This window comes from Nocardioides sp. (genome assembly GCF_030019515.1).
GTDB lineage: Bacteria > Actinomycetota > Actinomycetes > Propionibacteriales > Nocardioidaceae > Nocardioides.
In genome coordinates this window covers 118918-136434 of record NZ_JASEEQ010000013.1, presented here as the reverse complement: position 1 = coordinate 136434, position 17517 = coordinate 118918, and the positions used below count along the sequence as shown (strand labels likewise).

Below are 17517 nucleotides of genomic sequence, written 5' to 3'. Positions count from 1 at the left end.
CGGGAGGGTGGAGTCAGGTCTGCGTCGTGCATCTGCACGTCTTGGGATCTCCCACGCGGACTCTGCAAGCGTAGGACGGCGATCGCCGGGAGGCGGAATCCTCGCGCTCAGTGGGCGGGTGCGGACTTCTTGCCGAACGGCAGCAGGTGCATCACGACCATGACGACGGCGCCGACGACCAGGCCGAGGATCGCGGACGCGACGGTGTTGACCATCCAGCCGAGCGCGCCGCCGGCACCGGACACCGCGTGGTGCACCTTCTCCTCGAGGTGGTGCACGGCGTCGTACGGCGCGTGCCAGCCGAGGTCGTCGAGCCCGACCAGCTCGATGTGGCCGCCGACCCACAGCATCGCAGCGGTGCCCACCACCGAGATCGTGGCGAGCAGCCGCGGCATGAACGCCACCAGCCCGCGGCCGAGCCGCTGCAGCGCGGCGGACGAGCGTTGGGTCAGGTGCAGGCCCACGTCGTCGATCTTCACGATGATCCCGACCACGCCGTACACCGCGACCGTGATGACGATCGCCACCACGACCAGGATCAGCAGCCGGCTGACGAACGGCTCGTCCGCGACCTCGTTGAGCGCGATCACCATGATCTCGGCGGAGAGGATCAGGTCGGTGCGGATCGCGCCGCTGACCATCACCTTCTCGGCGTCGACACCTGCCTCCGCCACCGGGAGGGCGTGCCCCTCGTGTCCCCGGATGCGGCTCCAGACCTTCTCGGCGCCCTCGTAGCAGAGGTAGGCGCCGCCGGTCATCAGGATCGGGGTCAGCAGCCACGGCAGGAACTGGCTGAGCACCAGCGCGACCGGGAGGATCAGCAGCAGCTTGTTGCGGATCGACCCGACCGCGATCCGGCGGATCATCGGCAGCTCGCGGTCCGCGGTGACGCCGTGGACGTACTGCGGGGTCACGGCGGTGTCGTCGACCACCACGCCCGCGGCCTTGGTGGTCGCCCGGCCCGCGGCCGCGCCGACGTCGTCGACCGAGGCGGCGGCCAGCCGCGCGAGCGCGGCGACGTCGTCGAGCAGCGCGAACAAGCCTCCAGCCATGACCCGAAGGCTATCGGGCGGGTCGCGGCGGACCCTCCGCCGTCCTCCCTCAGGCGAGGGCGGGCTGGTACACGCAGGCGGAGTCCTCCGCCAGCGGGTCGCCCGTGGCGGCGTACGCCCGGGCGCGCGAGCCCCCGCAGAGGTCGGCGTACTCGCACCGGCCGCAGCGACCGCCGAAGTCGGCCGCCCGGATGCTGCGCAGCACCTCGTTGTCGCGGTAGATGTCGACCAGCGCCCGGTCGCGCACCGAGCCGAGCGGGAGCGGCAGGAACCCGGCCGGGTAGACCTCACCGTCGTAGGCGACGAACACGATGCCCTTGCCGTCGCGGGTGGACGCCGTGTGCGCCGTCGACCGGCCGACCGGGGGCCCGAGCCGCTCGACGAGCCGCTCGCGCAGCTGCAGGTACGGCGCCTCCTGCGGGGCCGGGCCACCCGCCTTGCGCTGCACGACGACGCGGCGGAAGAACGGCGCCTCGACCGTGCGGATCGTGAAGCCGTAATGGGAGGAGTCGAACAGGAAGTGGCACACCTGCTCGTGCTCCTCCGGGGTGATCGCCCCGGTGGCCTGGCCGCGGCCGACGGGCACCAGGAAGAACACCTCCCAGATCGCGACGCCGGTCTCAGCCATGATCGCCGCGATGTCGGCGAGCTCGTGGAGGTTGGCCCGCATCACGGTGGTGTTGATCTGCACCCTCAGCCCGGCGGCGACCAGCGCCCGGATCGCGGGGATGGTCTGCTCGAAGTGACCGGGGATGCCGCGCACGCCGTCATGGGTGCCCGGCGTCGCGCCGTCCAGGCTGAGCGAGACCGCCTTGACGCCGGCCTCGACCATCCGGTCGATCGCGTCGGGGGTCAGCATCGGGGTCACCGAGGGCGACATGGCGACCGGGACCCCCAGGCTGTTGGCATGGGCCACCATCTCGAAGATGTCCGGTCGCAGCAGGCAGTCGCCGCCGGTGAGGATCAGGATCGGGTACGGCCGGCCGAACCCGGCGACCTGGTCGATCAGCGCCCGGCCCTCGGCGCCGGTGAGCTCCCCCGGCAGCGGGTCGGGGGCCGCCGACGCGCGACAGTGGCGGCAGGCCAGCAGGCAGGCGCGGGTGACCTCCCAGAACACCAGCATCGGGCGCTGCGCGTAGTCGACGCTGCGGGGCAGCTCGAGGCCGCCGGGATGGCCGCCGGTGTGGCGGCCGGTGCTGAGTGCCGTGGGGTGGCTCATGCGTGCGCTCCTTGCGCTGCGAGGAGGGAGGTCGCCGTCGCGTCGGCCTGGGCGACGCAACCGGCGAGACCGACGCCGCGGTAGGCCGCGCCGGTCACCAGGAGGCCCGGTGCCGCGGCCAGCGCCGCGTCGAGAGCGGAGAGGCGGGCGGCGTGCCCGACGACGTACTGCGGCATCGCGCCGGGCCACCGCTGCACCAGGCTCGCGACCGGCTCGGCGCGGATGCCGAGCATCCGGCGCAGGGCGTCGCGCACGCCGTCCACCAGCTCGGCGTCGTCCATGGCCAGCCACCGCGTGTCGCCGGACCGGCCGACCATGGCCTTGACCAGGACCTGGTCGTCGGCCGGCTGCGGCCACTTCTGGGACAGCCAGCTGCAGCCGACGACCAGCTCGTGCTCGGCCGGCGGGACCAGGAACCCGGTTCCGGGCGGCAGCGCCGGCACCTGGTCGCGCCGGAACGCCAGGGTGATGTTGGCGACGTCGACGTACTCGATCTCGCGCAGCAGCCCGGCGGCCCGCGGTGCGAGGTCGGCGACCAGGTCGGCTGCGACGTACGCCGGGGTCGCGAGCACGACCTGCCGGGCCGTGACCGTGCCGTGGTCGGTGCGCACGGTGTAGCACCCGGCCGCGTCGCGCTCGATCGTGCGGGCCGTGGTCCCCGTGAGCACGGTCCCGGGGCCGAGCTCCTCGGTCAGGCGGCCGGTGAGCGCCCCGAGGCCGCCGCGCAGGGACACCAGCGGCGCGCTCGGGCGACCGGGCGCCGGGGGCGCGGACCGGCGCCGCCGGCGCAGGGTGAGGTACAGGCTGCGACCCGAGCGAGCCATCGCCGCGATCTCGGGCACGGTGCTGGTCGCGCTGAGGCGGGCCGGGTCGCCGGCGTGCACGCCGCCGAGCAGGGGCGCGACGAGCCGGTCGTAGACCCCGGCACCGAACCGGGGCCGCACGACGTCCGCGACCGAGGGGTCCTCCGGCAGCGGCGTCGGTGGCAGCAGCAGGTCGAGGCCGGCGCGCGCCACGGCGGTGGGGCCGAGCAGCCCGGACCGCAGCAGCGGCCACAGCCGCTCCGGCAGCCCGAACGCGGTCCCGGGGGGCAGCCGGCGGAGCCGGCCGCGGGACCAGATGAACGTGCCGGTGCTCTGCGGCTCGACGACGAGGTCGGCGAGGCCGAGCGAGTCGACCAGCCGCCGCAGCTCGGGCGCCCGGGAGAGGAAGGCGTCCGGGCCGGTGTCGACCGGGTGCCCGGCCACCGACGCAGTGCGGACCTTGCCGCCCGTGCGGCTCTCGCCCTCGAGGACGAGCACCTTGGCACCGGTCTCGAGGCGCTCCCGGAGGAAGTACGCCGTGGCCAGGCCGCTGATGCCGGCGCCCACGACGACCACGCGCGCGTCCGCGCCGTCGTCCCTCCCGTCCGGGGCCATGCGACCATCCTGCTCCCGGTCGCTCCCCCGTGCCCAACCGGCAGGATCGATCCCGGTGTTGCGCTCGTCACGTCACCCGCGAGTGCCCCGAGGACGGTCGCTCAGCGGTGACCGACGTCCGCTCGCGACACGTCCGCGGCCCCGGTCCAGGTCGCGGTGCCGGCGTCGGTCCCAGCCTCGAGCCGGGCCTCGATCCCGGCCTCGATCCCGGCCTCGATCTCCGGTTGGACCTGGTCCCGGACGACGGCCAGGTCCACGGCGCGCCGCACGTGCCGCTCCGCGTAGCCCAGCGGGTCCACCAGGTCGTTGAGCCGCGAGGCGACCGGGCGCCAGGCGAGCAGGAGGGCGAGAACCACGGCAGCGGCCGTCGTCACGCCGAACGAGACCACCGCGTGCGCCTCGGCCCAGGAGTCGTAGCCGGCGTACCCCGCGCCCTTCACGACGAACCCGTGGAAGAGGTAGACGACGAGCGTCCAGGTGCCCATCCGGGTGAACCAGCCGGTCACCCGGGGCACCAGCGCCAGGAACGCGAGCGCGCCCAGCGTGCCGATCGCCAGCACGAGAGAACGGGTGAGCAGCGCGTGGAGGTCGTCGGCGTAGCCCATCTCGTCGTAGCGCGAGCGGTAGTACAGCCACTCGGTGCTCGCCCAGACGTCGGTCCAGGTCGTCAGGATCCAGATCCCGACGAACACGGCGACGCCGACCATCTGCACCCGGGTGTGCCGGAGCAGCTCGAGACGCTCCGGCGTGGCCTTGAGGCCCATCACGAAGAACGGCAGCAGGCCGAGGACCCGGGCGATGTCGAGGGTGTCGCCGGCGTACATCCCGGCGACCAGGCTGACGGCGACCGCGACCGCCAGGCCGGCGGGGAGCGGCCGGAACAGCGGGGTCATCAGCCGCCAGAGGAACAGCGCGGCGAGGTACCACATCGGCCAGTGCGGGTCGCGGAACAGGTCGGCCAGCTCCTCGCCGCCCACGTAGACCCGGAACAGCGCCAACGCGCACTCGAAGACCAGGTACGGCACCGCGACCGTGCGGACCAGTTGCCACAACCGGGTCCGGGTGTAGGCGAACCGCTGGGAGAGGTAGCCGGTGACCAGCACGAACGCGGGGACGTGCCAGGCGTAGAGGAAGTCGTAGAAGTGCGCGGTGACGGCGTTGTCGGGGAGCAGCGTCCATCCGTGCCCGACGACCACCAGGGTGACCAGCGCCATCTTGGCGTTGTCGAACCAGGGGTCGCGGGCGGCCGGGGCGGGCGACGGGTCCGTCGGCCGGGCGGTCGGCGTGTTCTGGGTCGGCACCCTGGGGAGATACCCGTTCGGGGCCGGGCTCAGTCCTCGACGAGGCCGATCCGGAGGTACTCGGCGGCGTATCGGCCGCTCAGCAGCAGCGACGCATAGCGGGCCACCTCGGTCGGCGCGTCCGTGGTGAGGGTCTCGACCCGGATGCCGCGGCCCGCGGCCGCCGCCTGGAGCCGGCCCCGGTGCTCACGCACCACCGGCTCCTCGGCGCCGTCGTCGAGCACCAGCAGCATCGGGCGCAGGTCGCCGGGCCCGTCCGCGAACGGGTCGTCGAACACGTCGCGCGGCCGGGCCGCCTCGAGGACGGGGAGCAGGTGCTCGGCGTCGCCGGCGAGTGCGGTGCGGCCGCTCGCGCGACGGATCGACTCCGCGACCCGGCGGGCCGCCCGGGCGGCCAGCACGGACCCGCCCCAGACCAACGGGTTGGTGTCGGCCAGCGCGATGGCGAGCACCTTGGCCGGGTTGACCGCCAGATCGCGGTGCGGCGAGCACTCGATCGCGACCTGGTCGAGCGCGGTGGCGACCTGCTCGGAGTCGGCGCGCGGGCCCAGCGAGACCCGCTCGAGGTAGTCCAGCACCACGACCGCCGTCGCGAGCTGGTCGCGGGTGTCGGTCGGCAGGATCGTGCTCCACCGGCCGGCGGCGTGCTCCGCGACCCGCGAGCCCGCCGGCGTGGCGACCACCACCTGGCAGCCGCGGCGCACGGCCTCGGCGACCGCGGACGCCGTACCGGTGCCGGCCCCGTCGGGCGCCAGCACCACCACGAGGTCGAGACTGCCCGCCCAGCCGGGCAGCGCCGGGCCCGGCCAGGCGACGAACGGCACGGGGCACCAGGGCTCGAGCACGGCCCGGAGCAGCCGCGAGTCCGGACCGGCGGCGATCACGGCCCGCGGGCGAGCCAACCCGTCGGCCCGCGCGACGGCCTCCGCCGTCGCCACGGCAGCGTCACCCGCGGCTCGGCGCACCCGGGCACCGGACTCAGCGAGGGCGCGCAGCGCGACGTCCGACTCCAGGGTGGTGACGTCGTCGAGGCGGGACTCGTCGAACCAGCTGACCATCGCGGCGGCCCGTCAGGCCTTGCGGGCCTCGTCGACCAGCAGCACCGGGATGTCGTCCCGGATCGGGTAGGCGAGCCCGCACCCGCGGCAGACCAGCTCCGCCTCGACCAGGTCCAGCTCGGACCGGCAGGCCGGGCAGACGATGATCTGCAGCAGCTCGGGGTCGATGTTCACGGCGTTCATCGCGTCTCCTCCTCGGTGCCCGGGCGGTCGGCCCGGATCTGGCCCAGCACGCGGTCGCGCACTTCGGCCATGGTGGCATCGTCGCGTCCCTCGGCGTTGAGCCGGAGCAGGGGCTCGGTGTTGGACGGTCGGACGTTGAACGACCAGTCGGCGTGGCTGACCGTCAGCCCGTCGAGGTGGTCGACGCTGACGCCGTCCGACCCGGCGTACGCAGCCTCGATGGCCGCCAGGACTGCGGCCGGGTCGGCGACCTCGCTGTTCAGCTCACCGCTCACGACGTACCGCTCGTACACCGCGAGGAGCTCCGAGAGCGGCCGGTCCGTCCCGGCCAGGGCCGCCATCGTGTGCAGCGCGGCGAGCATCCCGGAGTCGGCTCGCCAGAAGTCTCGGAAGTAGAAGTGCCCGCTGTGCTCGCCGCCGAAGATCGCGCCGGTCTCGGCCATCGTGGCCTTGATGAAGGAGTGCCCGACCCGCGTGCGGACCGGGGTGCCGCCGAGCTCGCGGACGATCTCGGGCACGGCCCGGCTGGTGATCAGGTTGTGGATCACCGTCGCGCCCGGCTCCTTCGCCAGCTCACGGGCCGCGATCAGCGCGGTCAGCGACGAGGGCGAGACGGCACGGCCCCGCTCGTCGACGACGAAGCAGCGGTCCGCGTCGCCGTCGAAGGCCAGCCCGAGGTCGGCGTGCTCGGCGCGGACCCGGCGCTCGAGGTCGACCAGGTTCGCGGGGTCGATCGGGTTCGCCTCGTGGTTCGGGAAGGCGCCGTCGAGCTCGAAGTACATCGGCACCAGCTCGACGGCGTCGCCGAGGCGCGCGAACACCGCCGGTGCCGTGTGGCCGGCCATCCCGTTGCCGGCGTCGACCACCACCTTGAGCCGCCGCCCGGACACCGGCGCGAGGGCGAGCAGGTGGGCGGCGTACGCCTCGAGCACGTCGTGCTCGGAGATATCCCCGACGGCCGCCGTGGCCGAGGGTCGTCCCGAGCCGGCGGGGTCGCTCAGGACGAGGTCACGGATCTCGGCGAGCCCGGTCTCCAGGCCGACCGGCTGGGCCAGGCTGCGGCACAGCTTGATGCCGTTGTACTGCGCGGGGTTGTGGCTGGCGGTGAACATCGCACCGGGATGGCCGAGGTGACCGGAGGCGAAGTAGAGCTGGTCGGTGGAGGCGAGCCCGATCATCACCACGTCGGCGCCCGCGGCGCTGGCGCCCTCGGCGAAGGCGCCGGCCATCCCGGGAGAGCTCGGGCGCATGTCGTGGCCGACCACGACGGTGCGGGCGCCCACGACCCGGACGAACGCGCGGCCGGTCGCCCGGGCGAGCGCCTCATCGACCTGGTCGGGGACGAGGCCGCGCACGTCGTAGGCCTTGAAGACCGAGCGGACGTTCGCCGGGTCCAGGGTGTCGACCATGCGGAGACTCTATTGGTCCGTCAACGGTGGTCGGTCAGCGGTCAGTCGCTGCTGAGCACCCGCAGGTGTCCGCGCCGGGCGGTCTCGCGGCCGGTCTCGGCGATCGGCGCCACCCGCGGCGGCGGCACCGGGCGGGCGGCCTCGCGCACCGCGTCCGCGAGGGCGAGCAGGTCGTCGCTGGACGGACCCTGGTCGGCCGGGTCGGGCGCCAGCCGCAGCACCTCCCACCCGCGGGGCGCGGAGAGCCGCTCGCTGTGCGCCTCGCACAGGTCGTAGGCGTGCGGCTCGGCGTAGGTCGCGAGCGGCCCGAGGACGGCCGTCTGGTCCGCGTAGACGTAGGTCAGGGTGCACACCGCGGGGCGGCCGCAGGCGGTTCGCGAACAGCGGCGGGCAGGACTCACGGTCCCGACGCTACCCGCCACGCGCACCCGTCCGGATTAGGCTCGCGGCGTGGAGGACCTCCGGCCCGAGAACGGCCCACCGAGGCGGCGCGTGCGCGACCGGCGCGGCCGCGGGATGCGCGGCCCCGCGGTGCTGCCGGCCGTCCCCGGACGGCCCGAGCTGCGCACCGCCCGTGAGCGCTTCGACGACCTCGCCCTCGACATCGTCACCGACATCGACGCGCGCTGGCAGGACCGGCTGGGGCTGGTGGAGTACGCCGTCGAGGACACCCCCCAGATCCCCGACGACTGGTCCCCCGGGACCGTCCCGCTGTCCTCGCTCGTCCGCGGGTCCGGCGCCACCCCGACCCGCCTGGTGCTGTTCCGCCGCCCGATCGAGCACCGCTGCGAGAACCGCACCGAGCTCGAGGCGATGGTCCTCACCGTGATCGTCGAGCAGGTCGCCGAGCTGCTCGGCATCGACGCCGAGCAGGTGGACCCGAGGTACGACGGCGACGACTCCGTCGAGTGACGCGTGCTGGCTGCTTGCAGGTACAGAAGCCAGCCAGTTCACGTCACTCGACGGGAGATGAGTCAGGGCAGGCCGGGCCGCACGTCGGGCACCAGTCCGTTCAGGGCGGGCGTCGTCAGCGGCACCACGGCCGCGCCCGTGGCCCGGCCCGTGCCCTTCACCGAGACCAGCACGGCGCCGCTGATGCTGGTGCGCTCGGGGGTGACGGTCACCAGGACGGCATCCGCAGGGAGCTTCACCGTGACCCCGCGGTCGGGGGTGACGTCGACCCGGGTGCTGTCGAGCTCCCGTCCGGACGCGGAGCGCGCGACCACGGTCACCGAGCCGGTGCGGGTCGCCCCGCTCAGCTCGACCGTCTTCGTGACGCCCTTGCCGCCCTCGGGGAGCAGCACGGTGGCGGGGCGGTCCAGGGCCGGGTCGGCGACCGCGTGCGAGAGGTCGCCCTCGACGAAGGACCGCAGCGTCGTCGTGACGGGCCCGGTCGCGCTGACGAGCAGGCCGGTCGCGCCGTCGGCGATCGCGGGGCCGAGCACGCTGGAGACCGCGACCCGCTGCACGCTCTGCGGCGCGATCCGGATCTCCCGCAGCCCCTTCGGCGCGAACACCGATTCGTCCGTGACGACGCGGACGTCGGCCCGCACCTCGTCGTCGGTCCCGTTGGCGACCACGAGGGTACGGCGTCCGCCGCCGGGCGCGAGCCCCATCAGCAGGTTGTCGGTGGCCGGCTCGGTCTGGGCGGGCAGCCAGTCCTGGGTGAGCTCGGCGGCACCGACCTCGTCGTAGCGGTCGAGCACGCTCGCACCGAGACGGCCCCGCGAGGCGACGACCTCGATGGCCAGCTCGTCCCGACGTGGGATCACCGACCCGAGGTCGAGCCGGACGCTGCTGCCCCCGGGGACCGAGACGCCACGCAGCCCAGCGGCCTCGACGACACCGCCGCGGCCGTAGACGGTGACGTCGGCGACCGCGGTGCCGGAGTCCGGGTTGGCGAGCTCGAGGATGGACGTGTGCCCGGCGCCCGCGCCGACGCCGGTGAACCATGCGTGCGGTGCCGGCGCGGGGCAGCTGACGGCCGTCGGCTCCTTCGTCCCGAACCGGCCGGCGACCAGGCCGGGAGCGGTGTCGTCCTCCCCGGCCACCGCCACGGGGCCGGCGAGACCGGCGACGGTGGTCACCCGCCCTGCGGTGAGGTCCGCGGTCCGCTGCTGGTCGCCGAGGCCGACCTGGACCTGGCCACGGGCGCCGTCCACCGCGCTCGTGAGCGCGACGTCGCCGGCGTCCTCCGGGCCGGAGGGACACACGACCGTCGCCCGGGTGAGCCCGACGCGGGTCGGCGGGTGGTCCACGTCGTCCACGCCGGGGTCCTGGACCAGGAGCAGGGCGAGCGCGCAGAGGATCGGCAGCCCGACGGCGAGCACCGTCGTGAGGTCGGGCCGGAACCCGCGCCGCGTCGAGCGTCGCCCCGGGGCGGCTGGTGCACTGTGGCTCACGACGACCGCCTCCGGCTGGTGGTGGGCAGGCAGAGCACGGCGACCACGACGACCGCCACTCCCTGGGCCACGAGCAGCAGCACGCGCAGCCACGACGTCGGGCCCTCCAGGGCCGAGGAGTCCAGCGGCCGGTCGACCTGCCACGCCCGGGTGGTGCGGTCCTCGGCGCTGGCCTGCACCAGACCGGCTGCCGCGTCCAGCACGGCGGCGACGTCGCCGTCGGCCGGCGACGGCAGGACGACGTACTCGATGCCGCTCCGCCCGAGCCGGTCGATCACGCCGGGGGTCGGCCGGGAGACCAGCTCGCGCACCTCGGCGGTGAAGGACGTGTCGGCACCCGTGAGGTCGAGGATCTCGTCCTCACCGAGCGTCACGCCGTCGCCGCGGCGGACGGTGTAGGTCAGGCCGTCGTCGACGCTGCCGCGGACCACGAGGATCCCGTGCGCGGCGCCGCTCTCGGAGCTCTGCACCATGTACACCGGGATGTCGGTGTCGATGCCGTCGGCGAGGGCGGGGTCGGACCCGGCGAACCACCATGCGAGTCCGCCGACCGGTACGGCGGCGGCCACCAGCGCGAGCCCCACGGCGGCAACCCGTCGCCAGGTCGCGTCGCCCTGCCCGGCGGCGATCGCACCGGTCGTGACCGCGACCACGAGGGCGCCCTGGAGCACCACGACCAGCGCGCCGAGCCCGGCGTCGGCGGAGGTCGCGGCCATCGAGACCGTGACGGTCCCGAGCACGGCCGCCAGGACGGCCGCGACCGCGGCCACCACCCAGCACACCAGCACGGGGATCCGGGTGGCCCGCGGCACCAGCGCGAGCACTGCCAGGACCGCCAGCACCACGCCCAGCCACCACGGGGCGCCCAGGTCGCCGAGCCGCCCGGTGACCAGGCCGAGACCGTCCACGTCCGGCCCGGGGAGCCGGCCCACGTCGAGGAGCAGCGCCTCGGCGGCACCCCGCTGGATGGCAGGGATCCACCACGGCGCGAGCAGCAGCGGGACCAGGCCGACCGCGGTCGCGGGCGGGCCCCAGACGGACCGGTCGCGGCCGGCGCCGCGGACGATCGCGAAGGCGGCGGCGAGGACCACCAGACCGAGCAGCACCGCGAACAGCCACAGCACGGGCGCGAACGAGGTCCCGACCGCCAGCAGCAGTCCGGTCCGCCAGGCCGCCCGCCAGCGGTGGTCGGCGTCCGGGTCGGCGAAGCCGAGCGCGGCGTGGGCGAGCCACGGCAGCAGCGCGGCGACGACCACGACGCCGAGGCGCCCGTCGCCCCAGCCACCGCTGGCGACCGGCACCAGCGCCCAGGTGGCCGACCCCCACAGCAGCGCCCAGCGCGGCGCGCCGGTCGGCGTCACGAGGCGGCCGACCACCCGCAGGAACCGCCAGGCCCCCCAGAGGCCGACCGGCACGGCGAGCACGAGCACGACCGACACCGCGGCCGAGGGGCTCCCACCGAGCAGCGTGGCCAGCAGGGCCAGCGGAAGCAGGTACGGCGGCGCGGGGACGGCGGTCCCGGTCCCGAGCGGGTGCCAGGTCTCGGTCTGGAGACGCCACCAGTCGGACACCCCGGAGGGGGTCGGCGAGAGCCCGCCGCCCGCGACGCTGCCGACTGCCTCCCGGGCGCCGACCAGCGCGGCGAGGACGATGACCGCGAGTGCCAGGGCCACCGGGTTGGTCAGGAAGCGCGCCACCGCGCCGGTGTCCTCGGCGAGCTCGTCCTCCTCGGTGCGCGGCCGGGCGACCGTGCTCGCGGGGGCGTGCTGGGCCGCCGCGATCCGGCGGCGCTCGGCGACGTCCTGGGCCTGGTTGGTCGCCGCCGTGACCAGGTCGCCGAGGAAGTCCAGGCCGTGTCGGTAGGGCAGCCACCACGGCGCGAGCAGCGGCCGGGCCCGCTCCTCCAGGAGCGGGCCCCGGGCTCGGCGCGCACGTCGCGCCGCGCGCACCTCTCCGGGGTGGGCGTAGATCGACAGCAGCGCGGCCAGGTCGTCCAGCGCCTCGCCGACCGCGCGGACCAGCAGGAAGCCGATCATCCGCAGCAGCGTGCCGAACGCCAGCCGCACGGTCAGCCACAGCAGCGAGCGGCGCCGGGCGTTGACCAGCAGCGTGTACAGCGCGGCCCGGCGCTCCTGGTAGTGGGTGTGCCGCCCGGTCAGCGGCGTACGCCGCAGGCCGCGGTGCGCGGCCTCCGCGTGGAACACGACGGCGTCGGGCACGACGACCGTGCGGTGCCCGGCCATGGCGGCGCGCCAGCCGAAGTCGATGTCGTTGCCGAAGATCGGCAGCTGCGGGTCGAGGCCGCCGAGCTCCTCGAGCACCCGTCGGCGCACGAGCATGCCGGCGGTGTTGACCGCGAGCACGTCGCGGATCTCGTCGTGCTGGCCCTGGTCGTACTCGCCGCGCTCGAGGCCGGTCAGCCGGCGCCCCGTGCCCGAGATCGTCACGCCGAGCTCGAGGAGCCGTCTCAGCGAGGGCCACTCCCGCAGCTTCGGGCCGAGGACGTCGACCTCGGGGTCGGCGGCGGCCGCCGCCAGCAGCGCCGCGAGCGCGCCGGGATCGGGGTTCGCGTCGTCGTGGAGGATCCAGATCCACTCGCTGGTGGAGCCGCGCTCACGCAGCTCATCGAGACCCAGGCCCACCGCGGCGGGGAACGACGTGGAACCGGGGGCCGTGACGACCGCTCCGAACGCGTCGTGGAGGAGGTCGGCGCTGCCATCCCTGCTGGTGGTGTCGACGACGACGACGTCGTCCACCGGCGTGCGCTGGGCCCGCAGTCCATCGATCACGGCGGGCAGCCACCGAGCGCCGTCGTGGCTGACGAGCAGCGCTGAGACCGAAGAACCCACGATCCCGAAGACTAACGGCCGGGGGGTGAGGCCCCCTCGGCCGGCGCTCGACTCCGCAGCGCCGGCCCCGAGGTTGGCCTCGGCGGTCGCCTCGGCGTCAGACCGCGCGCTTCTTCAGCTTGCGGCGCTCCCGCTCGGAGAGCCCGCCCCAGATGCCGAAGCGCTCGTCGTTCATCAAGGCGTACTCGAGACACTCGTCTCGCACCTCGCATGTCAGGCAGACCTTCTTGGCCTCCCTGGTCGACCCTCCCTTTTCGGGGAAGAACGCCTCAGGGTCGGTCTGTGCGCACAGCGCACGTTCCTGCCAGCCTGCTTCCTCGGCGTCCCCGTCGAGGAGAAAGAGTTCTCTCACGGCACTCGCCCTTTCGACCCGGTACGGTCGCTCCGCACATCGTGAACGACACTGTGGGAATTACATGCCTGTCGTACCCCGAAAGTCAACCCCGGATCTGCTATGGGGGGTCGGACCGGCGACGAGCGGTCGGTCCCGGTGCGGCAAGGTGTCCGCATGCAGAAGATCACCGTGCTGTCCGGCGGCATGGGCGGCGCCCGGTTCCTCCAGGGTCTGCTCCACGGCATCGCGGGGGGCGTACTCCCCGGCATCGCGCCCGATGCGGTGGTCACCGTCGTGGCGAACACCGCCGACGACCTGTGGATCCACGGTCTCAAGGTGTGCCCCGACCTCGACACGGTCATGTACACGCTGGGCGACGGGATCGACCCCGAGCGTGGCTGGGGTCGCCGCGAGGAGACGTGGAGCGTCAAGGAGGAGCTCGCGACCTACGGCGTGGAGCCGACCTGGTTCGGCCTCGGGGACCGCGACATCGCCACCCACCTGGTCCGCACCCAGATGCTCGACGCCGGCTACCCGCTCTCCCAGGTCACCGAGGCCCTGTGCAAGAGGTGGCTGGACCCGGCCCACGGACGCCGGCTCCGGCTGCTGCCGATGACCGACGAGCGGGTCGAGACGCACGTGGCGATCGCGGACGCGGAGTCGCCCAGCGGCCGACGGGTCGTGCACTTCCAGGAGTACTGGGTCCGGCTGCGGGCCGAGGTGCCGGCGGAGACCGTCGTGGTGGTCGGCCTCGACCAGGCGACCCCCGCCCCCGGCGTGATCGACGCGATCGTCGACGCCGACCTCGTCGTGCTGCCGCCGTCCAACCCCGTGGTGTCGATCGGCACCATCCTCGGGGTCCCCGGGGTGCGCGACGCGCTCGGCGTGACCCGGGCGCCGGTGGTCGGCCTGTCCCCCATCGTCGGTGGCAGCCACGTGCGCGGGATGGCCAACCAGCTGCTCGGCTCCCTCGGGCTCGAGGTGAGCGCGGCCGGCGTGGGCCTGCACTACGGCGCCCGTTCGGCGGGCGGCGTCCTCGACGGCTGGCTGGTCGACGAGGTCGACGCCGACCAGGTCGACCGGGTGCTCGCCGGCGGCCTGGCGTGCCGGGCGGTGCCGCTGATGATGACCGACCCGGACGCGACCGCCGCGATGGCGGCGGCCGCCGTCGAGCTGGTCCGCGGATGACCGGGTCCACTGCTGCCGGCGTCCGCGGGACGTCATGTGCAGGGTGTCACCGCTGCCACCGTCCGCACGACGTCCTCGCAGTCTGGAGAGCACGATGACGCACCTGGAGGTCACCGCACCCGACGGGGCGCCGGAGATCGGCCCCGGCGACGACCTGGTCGCCGTGCTGTCGGCGCTGGTCGACCTCGCCGACGGCGACATCGTGGCCGTGACGAGCAAGGTGGTCAGCAAGGCCGAGGGCCGGGTGCGGACCGGCACCCGCGAGCAGGCGCTCGCCGGCGAGACCGCCCGGGTCGTCGCACGCCGCGGGGCGACCACGATCGTGCGCAACCACCTGGGCCTGACCATGGCTGCGGCCGGCATCGACAGCTCCAACGTCGCGGCCGGCCGGGTGGTGCTGCTCCCGCTGGACCCGGACGCATCCGCCCGCGGCCTGCGCGCGGGGATCCGGCAGCGCACCGGCCACAACGTCGCCGTGGTCGTCACCGACACCGCCGGGCGCGCCTGGCGCGAGGGCCAGACCGACATCGCGATCGGGGCCGCCGGGCTGGTCGTCGCCGAGGAGTACGCCGGGCGCACCGACCGGTGGGGCAACGAGCTCGAGGTCACCCTCCCGGCGGTCGCCGACGAGGTGGCGGGCATGGCCGAGCTCGCCCAGGGCAAGCTCGCCGGCCGCCCGTTCGCGGTCGTGCGGGGGCGCGCCGACCTGGTGCTCCCGCCGGGCGAGGACGGCCCGGGGGCCGCGGCGCTGGTCCGTGCCGAGGGTGCCGACCTCTTCGGGTACGGCGCCCGCGAGGCCGTGATCCGGGCCCTGAAGGGGGATCGCGGCGACCGGGCGCCGTTCGGCGCGCCCGCGGCGGCCGAGGAGCTGGCGGCCGCGATCGCCGACACGGTCGGCCTGGTCGCCTCGCACTCGGGCGGCGCCGCGGGCTACGAGCTGCTGGTCACCGTTCCCCGCGGGCTGGTCCGGCCGGTGGCCGCCCTGGCGTTCGCCCACGGTTGGGACGTGGTCCACACCGATTCGCCGAGCGAGACGCGCTTGCGGCCTGCGCGGCGTTGAGGCCCCCGTAGACTCTGCCGACGACCGACCCGACCGCGCCCGCACGACTGAGGACGAACACCGTGGCCAAGCCCGCCAAGAACGACCGCCAGGCGGTCATCGAGCAGATGCGCAAGAAGCAGAGGAGCGCCGACCAGCGCCGCGGCCTCGCGATCGTCGGCGTGTGCATCCTGGTCGCCGTGCTGATCATCGGGGCTGCGGCGTACAAGCCGGTCAAGGACTGGTGGGACGGCCGCGAGTTCGACAAGCTCGCGCTCGCCGACATCGGCGCGCCCGCGTCCGCGTGCCAGGACATCGAGACCAAGACGGCCGAAGGCAACCAGAACCACGTGCCGACCGGCACGCCGGTGAAGTACACCGATGCCCCGCCGGCGTTCGGGCCCCACTGGAACGAGTCGGGTGTCGCGCCCGCACCGTTCGCGCGCAAGTTCTACACCGCCGAGGACCGGCCCGAGCTCGAGGCGCTGGTGCACAACCTCGAGCACGGCTACACGCTGCTGTGGTACGACGACACCATCGCGGGGAACGACACCGACCTGAACGAGCTGCGCGCGATCGCCGAGAAGTTCGCCGGCACCGACAACTTCCGCTACAAGTTCATCGCGCTGCCGTGGACCTCCGAGGACGAGAACGGCGCGAGCTTCCCCGACGGCCAGCACATCGCGTTCACGCACTGGTCGGCGGGCGGCACCGGTGAGACCGATGCCTCCAAGCAGGAGGGCGTCTGGCAGTACTGCACCGAGATCAGCGGCGCCGCGCTCGACTCGTTCATGAAGAAGTACCCCTACTTCGACTCCCCCGAGCCGAACGCGATGTGATGAGCTGCCGCGGCCTGAGCGTGCGAGGGCCGGGGCCCGGCGGCCAGGTCGAGGAGCCGCGCGGCTGAGGAACGGAGCCGCGACCGGCGTCTCGAGACCCAGTGCCGCAGCGGAGGGGCCAGGCCGGAGGCTCAGGTCAGTTCGCTGCGCCCCTCGGCCTTGAGCGCCTCGACCACCTGCTTGACGTCCTGGGCCCTCGCGCGTGTGGTGACGAGGAGCGCGTCGGGGGTGTCGACGACGACCACGTCGTCGAGACCCACCACGGCGACGGTGCGGCCGGAGCCCGGCACCACCAGCCCGCTCGCGTCGACGACGCGGACCAGGTCGTGGTCGCCGAGGACCGTGGTCGCCGTGGCCGTCGCGCCCAGCAGGGCGGCCAGGGAGTCGAAGTCGCCGACGTCGTCCCAGTGGAAGGACGACGGCACGCACGCGACGCGGCCGGCGGCGGCCGCCGGCTCGGCCACCGCGTGGTCGAGCGCGATCCTCGGTAGCCCGGGCCACAGCTCCTCGAGCCGCCCCGGGTCGGCGGCGATGGCGCGCAGCGCGCCGGCGAAGTCGGCGTGCCAGGTGGCCAGCAGGTCGAGCAGCACGGTCGGGCGGGCCACGAACATGCCGGCGTTCCAGCGGTAGCGGCCGGTGGCGACGTACTCGGTGGCGGTGCGCACCGACGGCTTCTCGACGAACTCGCGTACGGCGGTCGCGCCGGCGTGCCCCGGGAGCGGGTCGCCCAGGTGGATGTATCCGAAGGCCGAGGACGGGAACACCGGCTGGATCCCGAGCGTGACCAGCCAGTCGTCGCGAGCCACGTCCGCGGCGACCCGCACCGCCTCGCTGAACGCCTCCCGGTCGGGGATCACGTGGTCGGCCGCGAAGGAGCCCAGCACGGCCTCCGGGTCCTCGCGCTCCAGCACCGCGGCCGCGAGGCCGATGGCGCCCATGGAGTCGCGCGGGGCCGGCTCCCCCAGCACCCGCGCGGCGGCGACCTCGGGCAGCTGCTCGAGCACGGCCGACCGGTGGGCTGCGCCGGTGACGACCACGAACCGGTCCGCCACCAGCGGGACCAGCCGGTCGTGCGTCCCCTGGAGGAGGGTGCGGCCCTGCCCGGTCAGGTCGTGGAGGAACTTCGGGCTCGACGAGCGGGAGAGCGGCCACAGCCGCGTCCCAGCCCCACCGGCCGGGATCACGGCCCAGAAGTGGTCGATGGCAGCCATGCTGAGAGGCTAGCG

Annotated in this window: 16 protein-coding genes; 4 read left to right on the top strand and 12 right to left on the bottom strand. The window is 74.5% G+C overall.

What is annotated here, in order from left to right:
* Positions 1–107: 107 nt before the first annotated feature.
* From QMC84_RS17800 to QMC84_RS17765, 8 genes are all read right to left on the bottom strand, one after another.
* Positions 108–1052, bottom strand: a complete 945-nt coding sequence (locus tag QMC84_RS17800; RefSeq protein ID WP_300377020.1) for a DUF808 domain-containing protein — start codon at positions 1050–1052, stop codon at positions 108–110.
* Between the two features lie 49 nt (positions 1053–1101).
* Positions 1102–2271, bottom strand: coding sequence for a TIGR04053 family radical SAM/SPASM domain-containing protein (locus QMC84_RS17795; protein ID WP_300377018.1), 1170 nt, complete (start codon positions 2269–2271; stop codon positions 1102–1104).
* Positions 2268–3689, bottom strand: coding sequence for a protoporphyrinogen oxidase (gene hemG / locus QMC84_RS17790; protein WP_300377016.1), 1422 nt, complete (start codon positions 3687–3689; stop codon positions 2268–2270). Before hemG ends, QMC84_RS17795 begins: the two co-directional genes overlap by 4 nt.
* Before the next feature lie 101 nt (positions 3690–3790).
* Positions 3791–4990 carry an acyltransferase family protein gene (locus QMC84_RS17785; protein WP_300377014.1) on the bottom strand — a complete coding sequence of 400 codons (1200 nt, stop codon included), beginning with the start codon at positions 4988–4990 and terminating at the stop codon, positions 3791–3793.
* A 29-nt stretch (positions 4991–5019) separates the two neighbouring features.
* Positions 5020–6048, bottom strand: coding sequence for an SIS domain-containing protein (locus QMC84_RS17780; protein WP_300377012.1), 1029 nt, complete (start codon positions 6046–6048; stop codon positions 5020–5022).
* Between the two features lie 12 nt (positions 6049–6060).
* Complete coding sequence (locus QMC84_RS17775) at positions 6061–6216, bottom strand: Trm112 family protein (RefSeq protein ID WP_366145764.1); 156 nt, start codon at positions 6214–6216, stop codon at positions 6061–6063.
* Positions 6217–6227: 11 nt separating this feature from the next.
* The gene (locus tag QMC84_RS17770; RefSeq protein WP_300377010.1) at positions 6228–7640 is read right to left on the bottom strand and encodes a phosphomannomutase/phosphoglucomutase; all 1413 of its coding nucleotides are present in this window, start codon (positions 7638–7640) and stop codon (positions 6228–6230) included.
* 41 nt (positions 7641–7681) lie between these two features.
* Positions 7682–8041 (bottom strand): DUF3499 domain-containing protein, encoded by a 360-nt coding sequence (locus QMC84_RS17765; protein ID WP_300377008.1) that lies wholly within the window; start codon positions 8039–8041, stop codon positions 7682–7684.
* 49 nt (positions 8042–8090) lie between these two features.
* On the opposite strand from QMC84_RS17765, the gene QMC84_RS17760 reads away from it, so the two are divergent.
* Positions 8091–8552 (top strand): metallopeptidase family protein, encoded by a 462-nt coding sequence (locus QMC84_RS17760; RefSeq protein ID WP_300377006.1) that lies wholly within the window; start codon positions 8091–8093, stop codon positions 8550–8552.
* A gap of 62 nt (positions 8553–8614) precedes the next feature.
* Here QMC84_RS17760 and QMC84_RS17755 read toward each other — a convergent pair whose 3' ends face one another.
* The 3 genes from QMC84_RS17755 to QMC84_RS17745 form a co-directional block, all read right to left on the bottom strand.
* A complete protein-coding gene (locus QMC84_RS17755) occupies positions 8615–10042 on the bottom strand; it encodes a DUF5719 family protein (RefSeq protein WP_300377005.1) in 1428 nt (475 codons plus the stop codon).
* A complete protein-coding gene (locus tag QMC84_RS17750; RefSeq protein ID WP_300377003.1) occupies positions 10039–12891 on the bottom strand; it encodes a glycosyltransferase family 2 protein in 2853 nt (950 codons plus the stop codon). Before QMC84_RS17750 ends, QMC84_RS17755 begins: the two co-directional genes overlap by 4 nt.
* Before the next feature lie 97 nt (positions 12892–12988).
* A complete protein-coding gene (locus tag QMC84_RS17745; RefSeq protein WP_300377001.1) occupies positions 12989–13243 on the bottom strand; it encodes a WhiB family transcriptional regulator in 255 nt (84 codons plus the stop codon).
* A 156-nt stretch (positions 13244–13399) separates the two neighbouring features.
* On the opposite strand from QMC84_RS17745, the gene cofD reads away from it, so the two are divergent.
* The 3 genes from cofD to QMC84_RS17730 all read left to right on the top strand — a co-directional run bounded on the left by cofD (position 13400) and on the right by QMC84_RS17730 (position 16291).
* Positions 13400–14413, top strand: a complete 1014-nt coding sequence (gene cofD / locus QMC84_RS17740; protein WP_300376999.1) for a 2-phospho-L-lactate transferase — start codon at positions 13400–13402, stop codon at positions 14411–14413.
* Positions 14414–14507: 94 nt separating this feature from the next.
* Positions 14508–15473, top strand: a complete 966-nt coding sequence (gene cofE, locus QMC84_RS17735) for a coenzyme F420-0:L-glutamate ligase (RefSeq protein ID WP_300376997.1) — start codon at positions 14508–14510, stop codon at positions 15471–15473.
* Positions 15474–15535: 62 nt separating this feature from the next.
* A complete protein-coding gene (locus tag QMC84_RS17730) occupies positions 15536–16291 on the top strand; it encodes a DUF3105 domain-containing protein (RefSeq protein WP_300376996.1) in 756 nt (251 codons plus the stop codon).
* Positions 16292–16422: 131 nt separating this feature from the next.
* On the opposite strand, the gene QMC84_RS17725 is transcribed toward QMC84_RS17730, so the two are convergent.
* Positions 16423–17502, bottom strand: a complete 1080-nt coding sequence (locus tag QMC84_RS17725) for a mannose-1-phosphate guanylyltransferase (protein WP_300376994.1) — start codon at positions 17500–17502, stop codon at positions 16423–16425.
* Positions 17503–17517 lie beyond the last annotated feature (15 nt).

Bases quoted from the DNA above. Each gene is read 5' to 3' on its own strand.
- QMC84_RS17780 (WP_300377012.1), bottom strand. From the start codon at position 6,048: ATGGTCAGCTGGTTCGACGAGTCCCGCCTCGACGACGTCACCACCCTG.
- cofE (WP_300376997.1), top strand. From the start codon at position 14,508: ATGACGCACCTGGAGGTCACCGCACCCGACGGGGCGCCGGAGATCGGC.
- QMC84_RS17770 (WP_300377010.1), bottom strand. From the start codon at position 7,640: ATGGTCGACACCCTGGACCCGGCGAACGTCCGCTCGGTCTTCAAGGCC.
- QMC84_RS17725 (WP_300376994.1), bottom strand. From the start codon at position 17,502: ATGGCTGCCATCGACCACTTCTGGGCCGTGATCCCGGCCGGTGGGGCT.
- hemG (WP_300377016.1), bottom strand. From the start codon at position 3,689: ATGGCCCCGGACGGGAGGGACGACGGCGCGGACGCGCGCGTGGTCGTC.
- QMC84_RS17795 (WP_300377018.1), bottom strand. From the start codon at position 2,271: ATGAGCCACCCCACGGCACTCAGCACCGGCCGCCACACCGGCGGCCAT.
- QMC84_RS17800 (WP_300377020.1), bottom strand. From the start codon at position 1,052: ATGGCTGGAGGCTTGTTCGCGCTGCTCGACGACGTCGCCGCGCTCGCG.
- cofD (WP_300376999.1), top strand. From the start codon at position 13,400: ATGCAGAAGATCACCGTGCTGTCCGGCGGCATGGGCGGCGCCCGGTTC.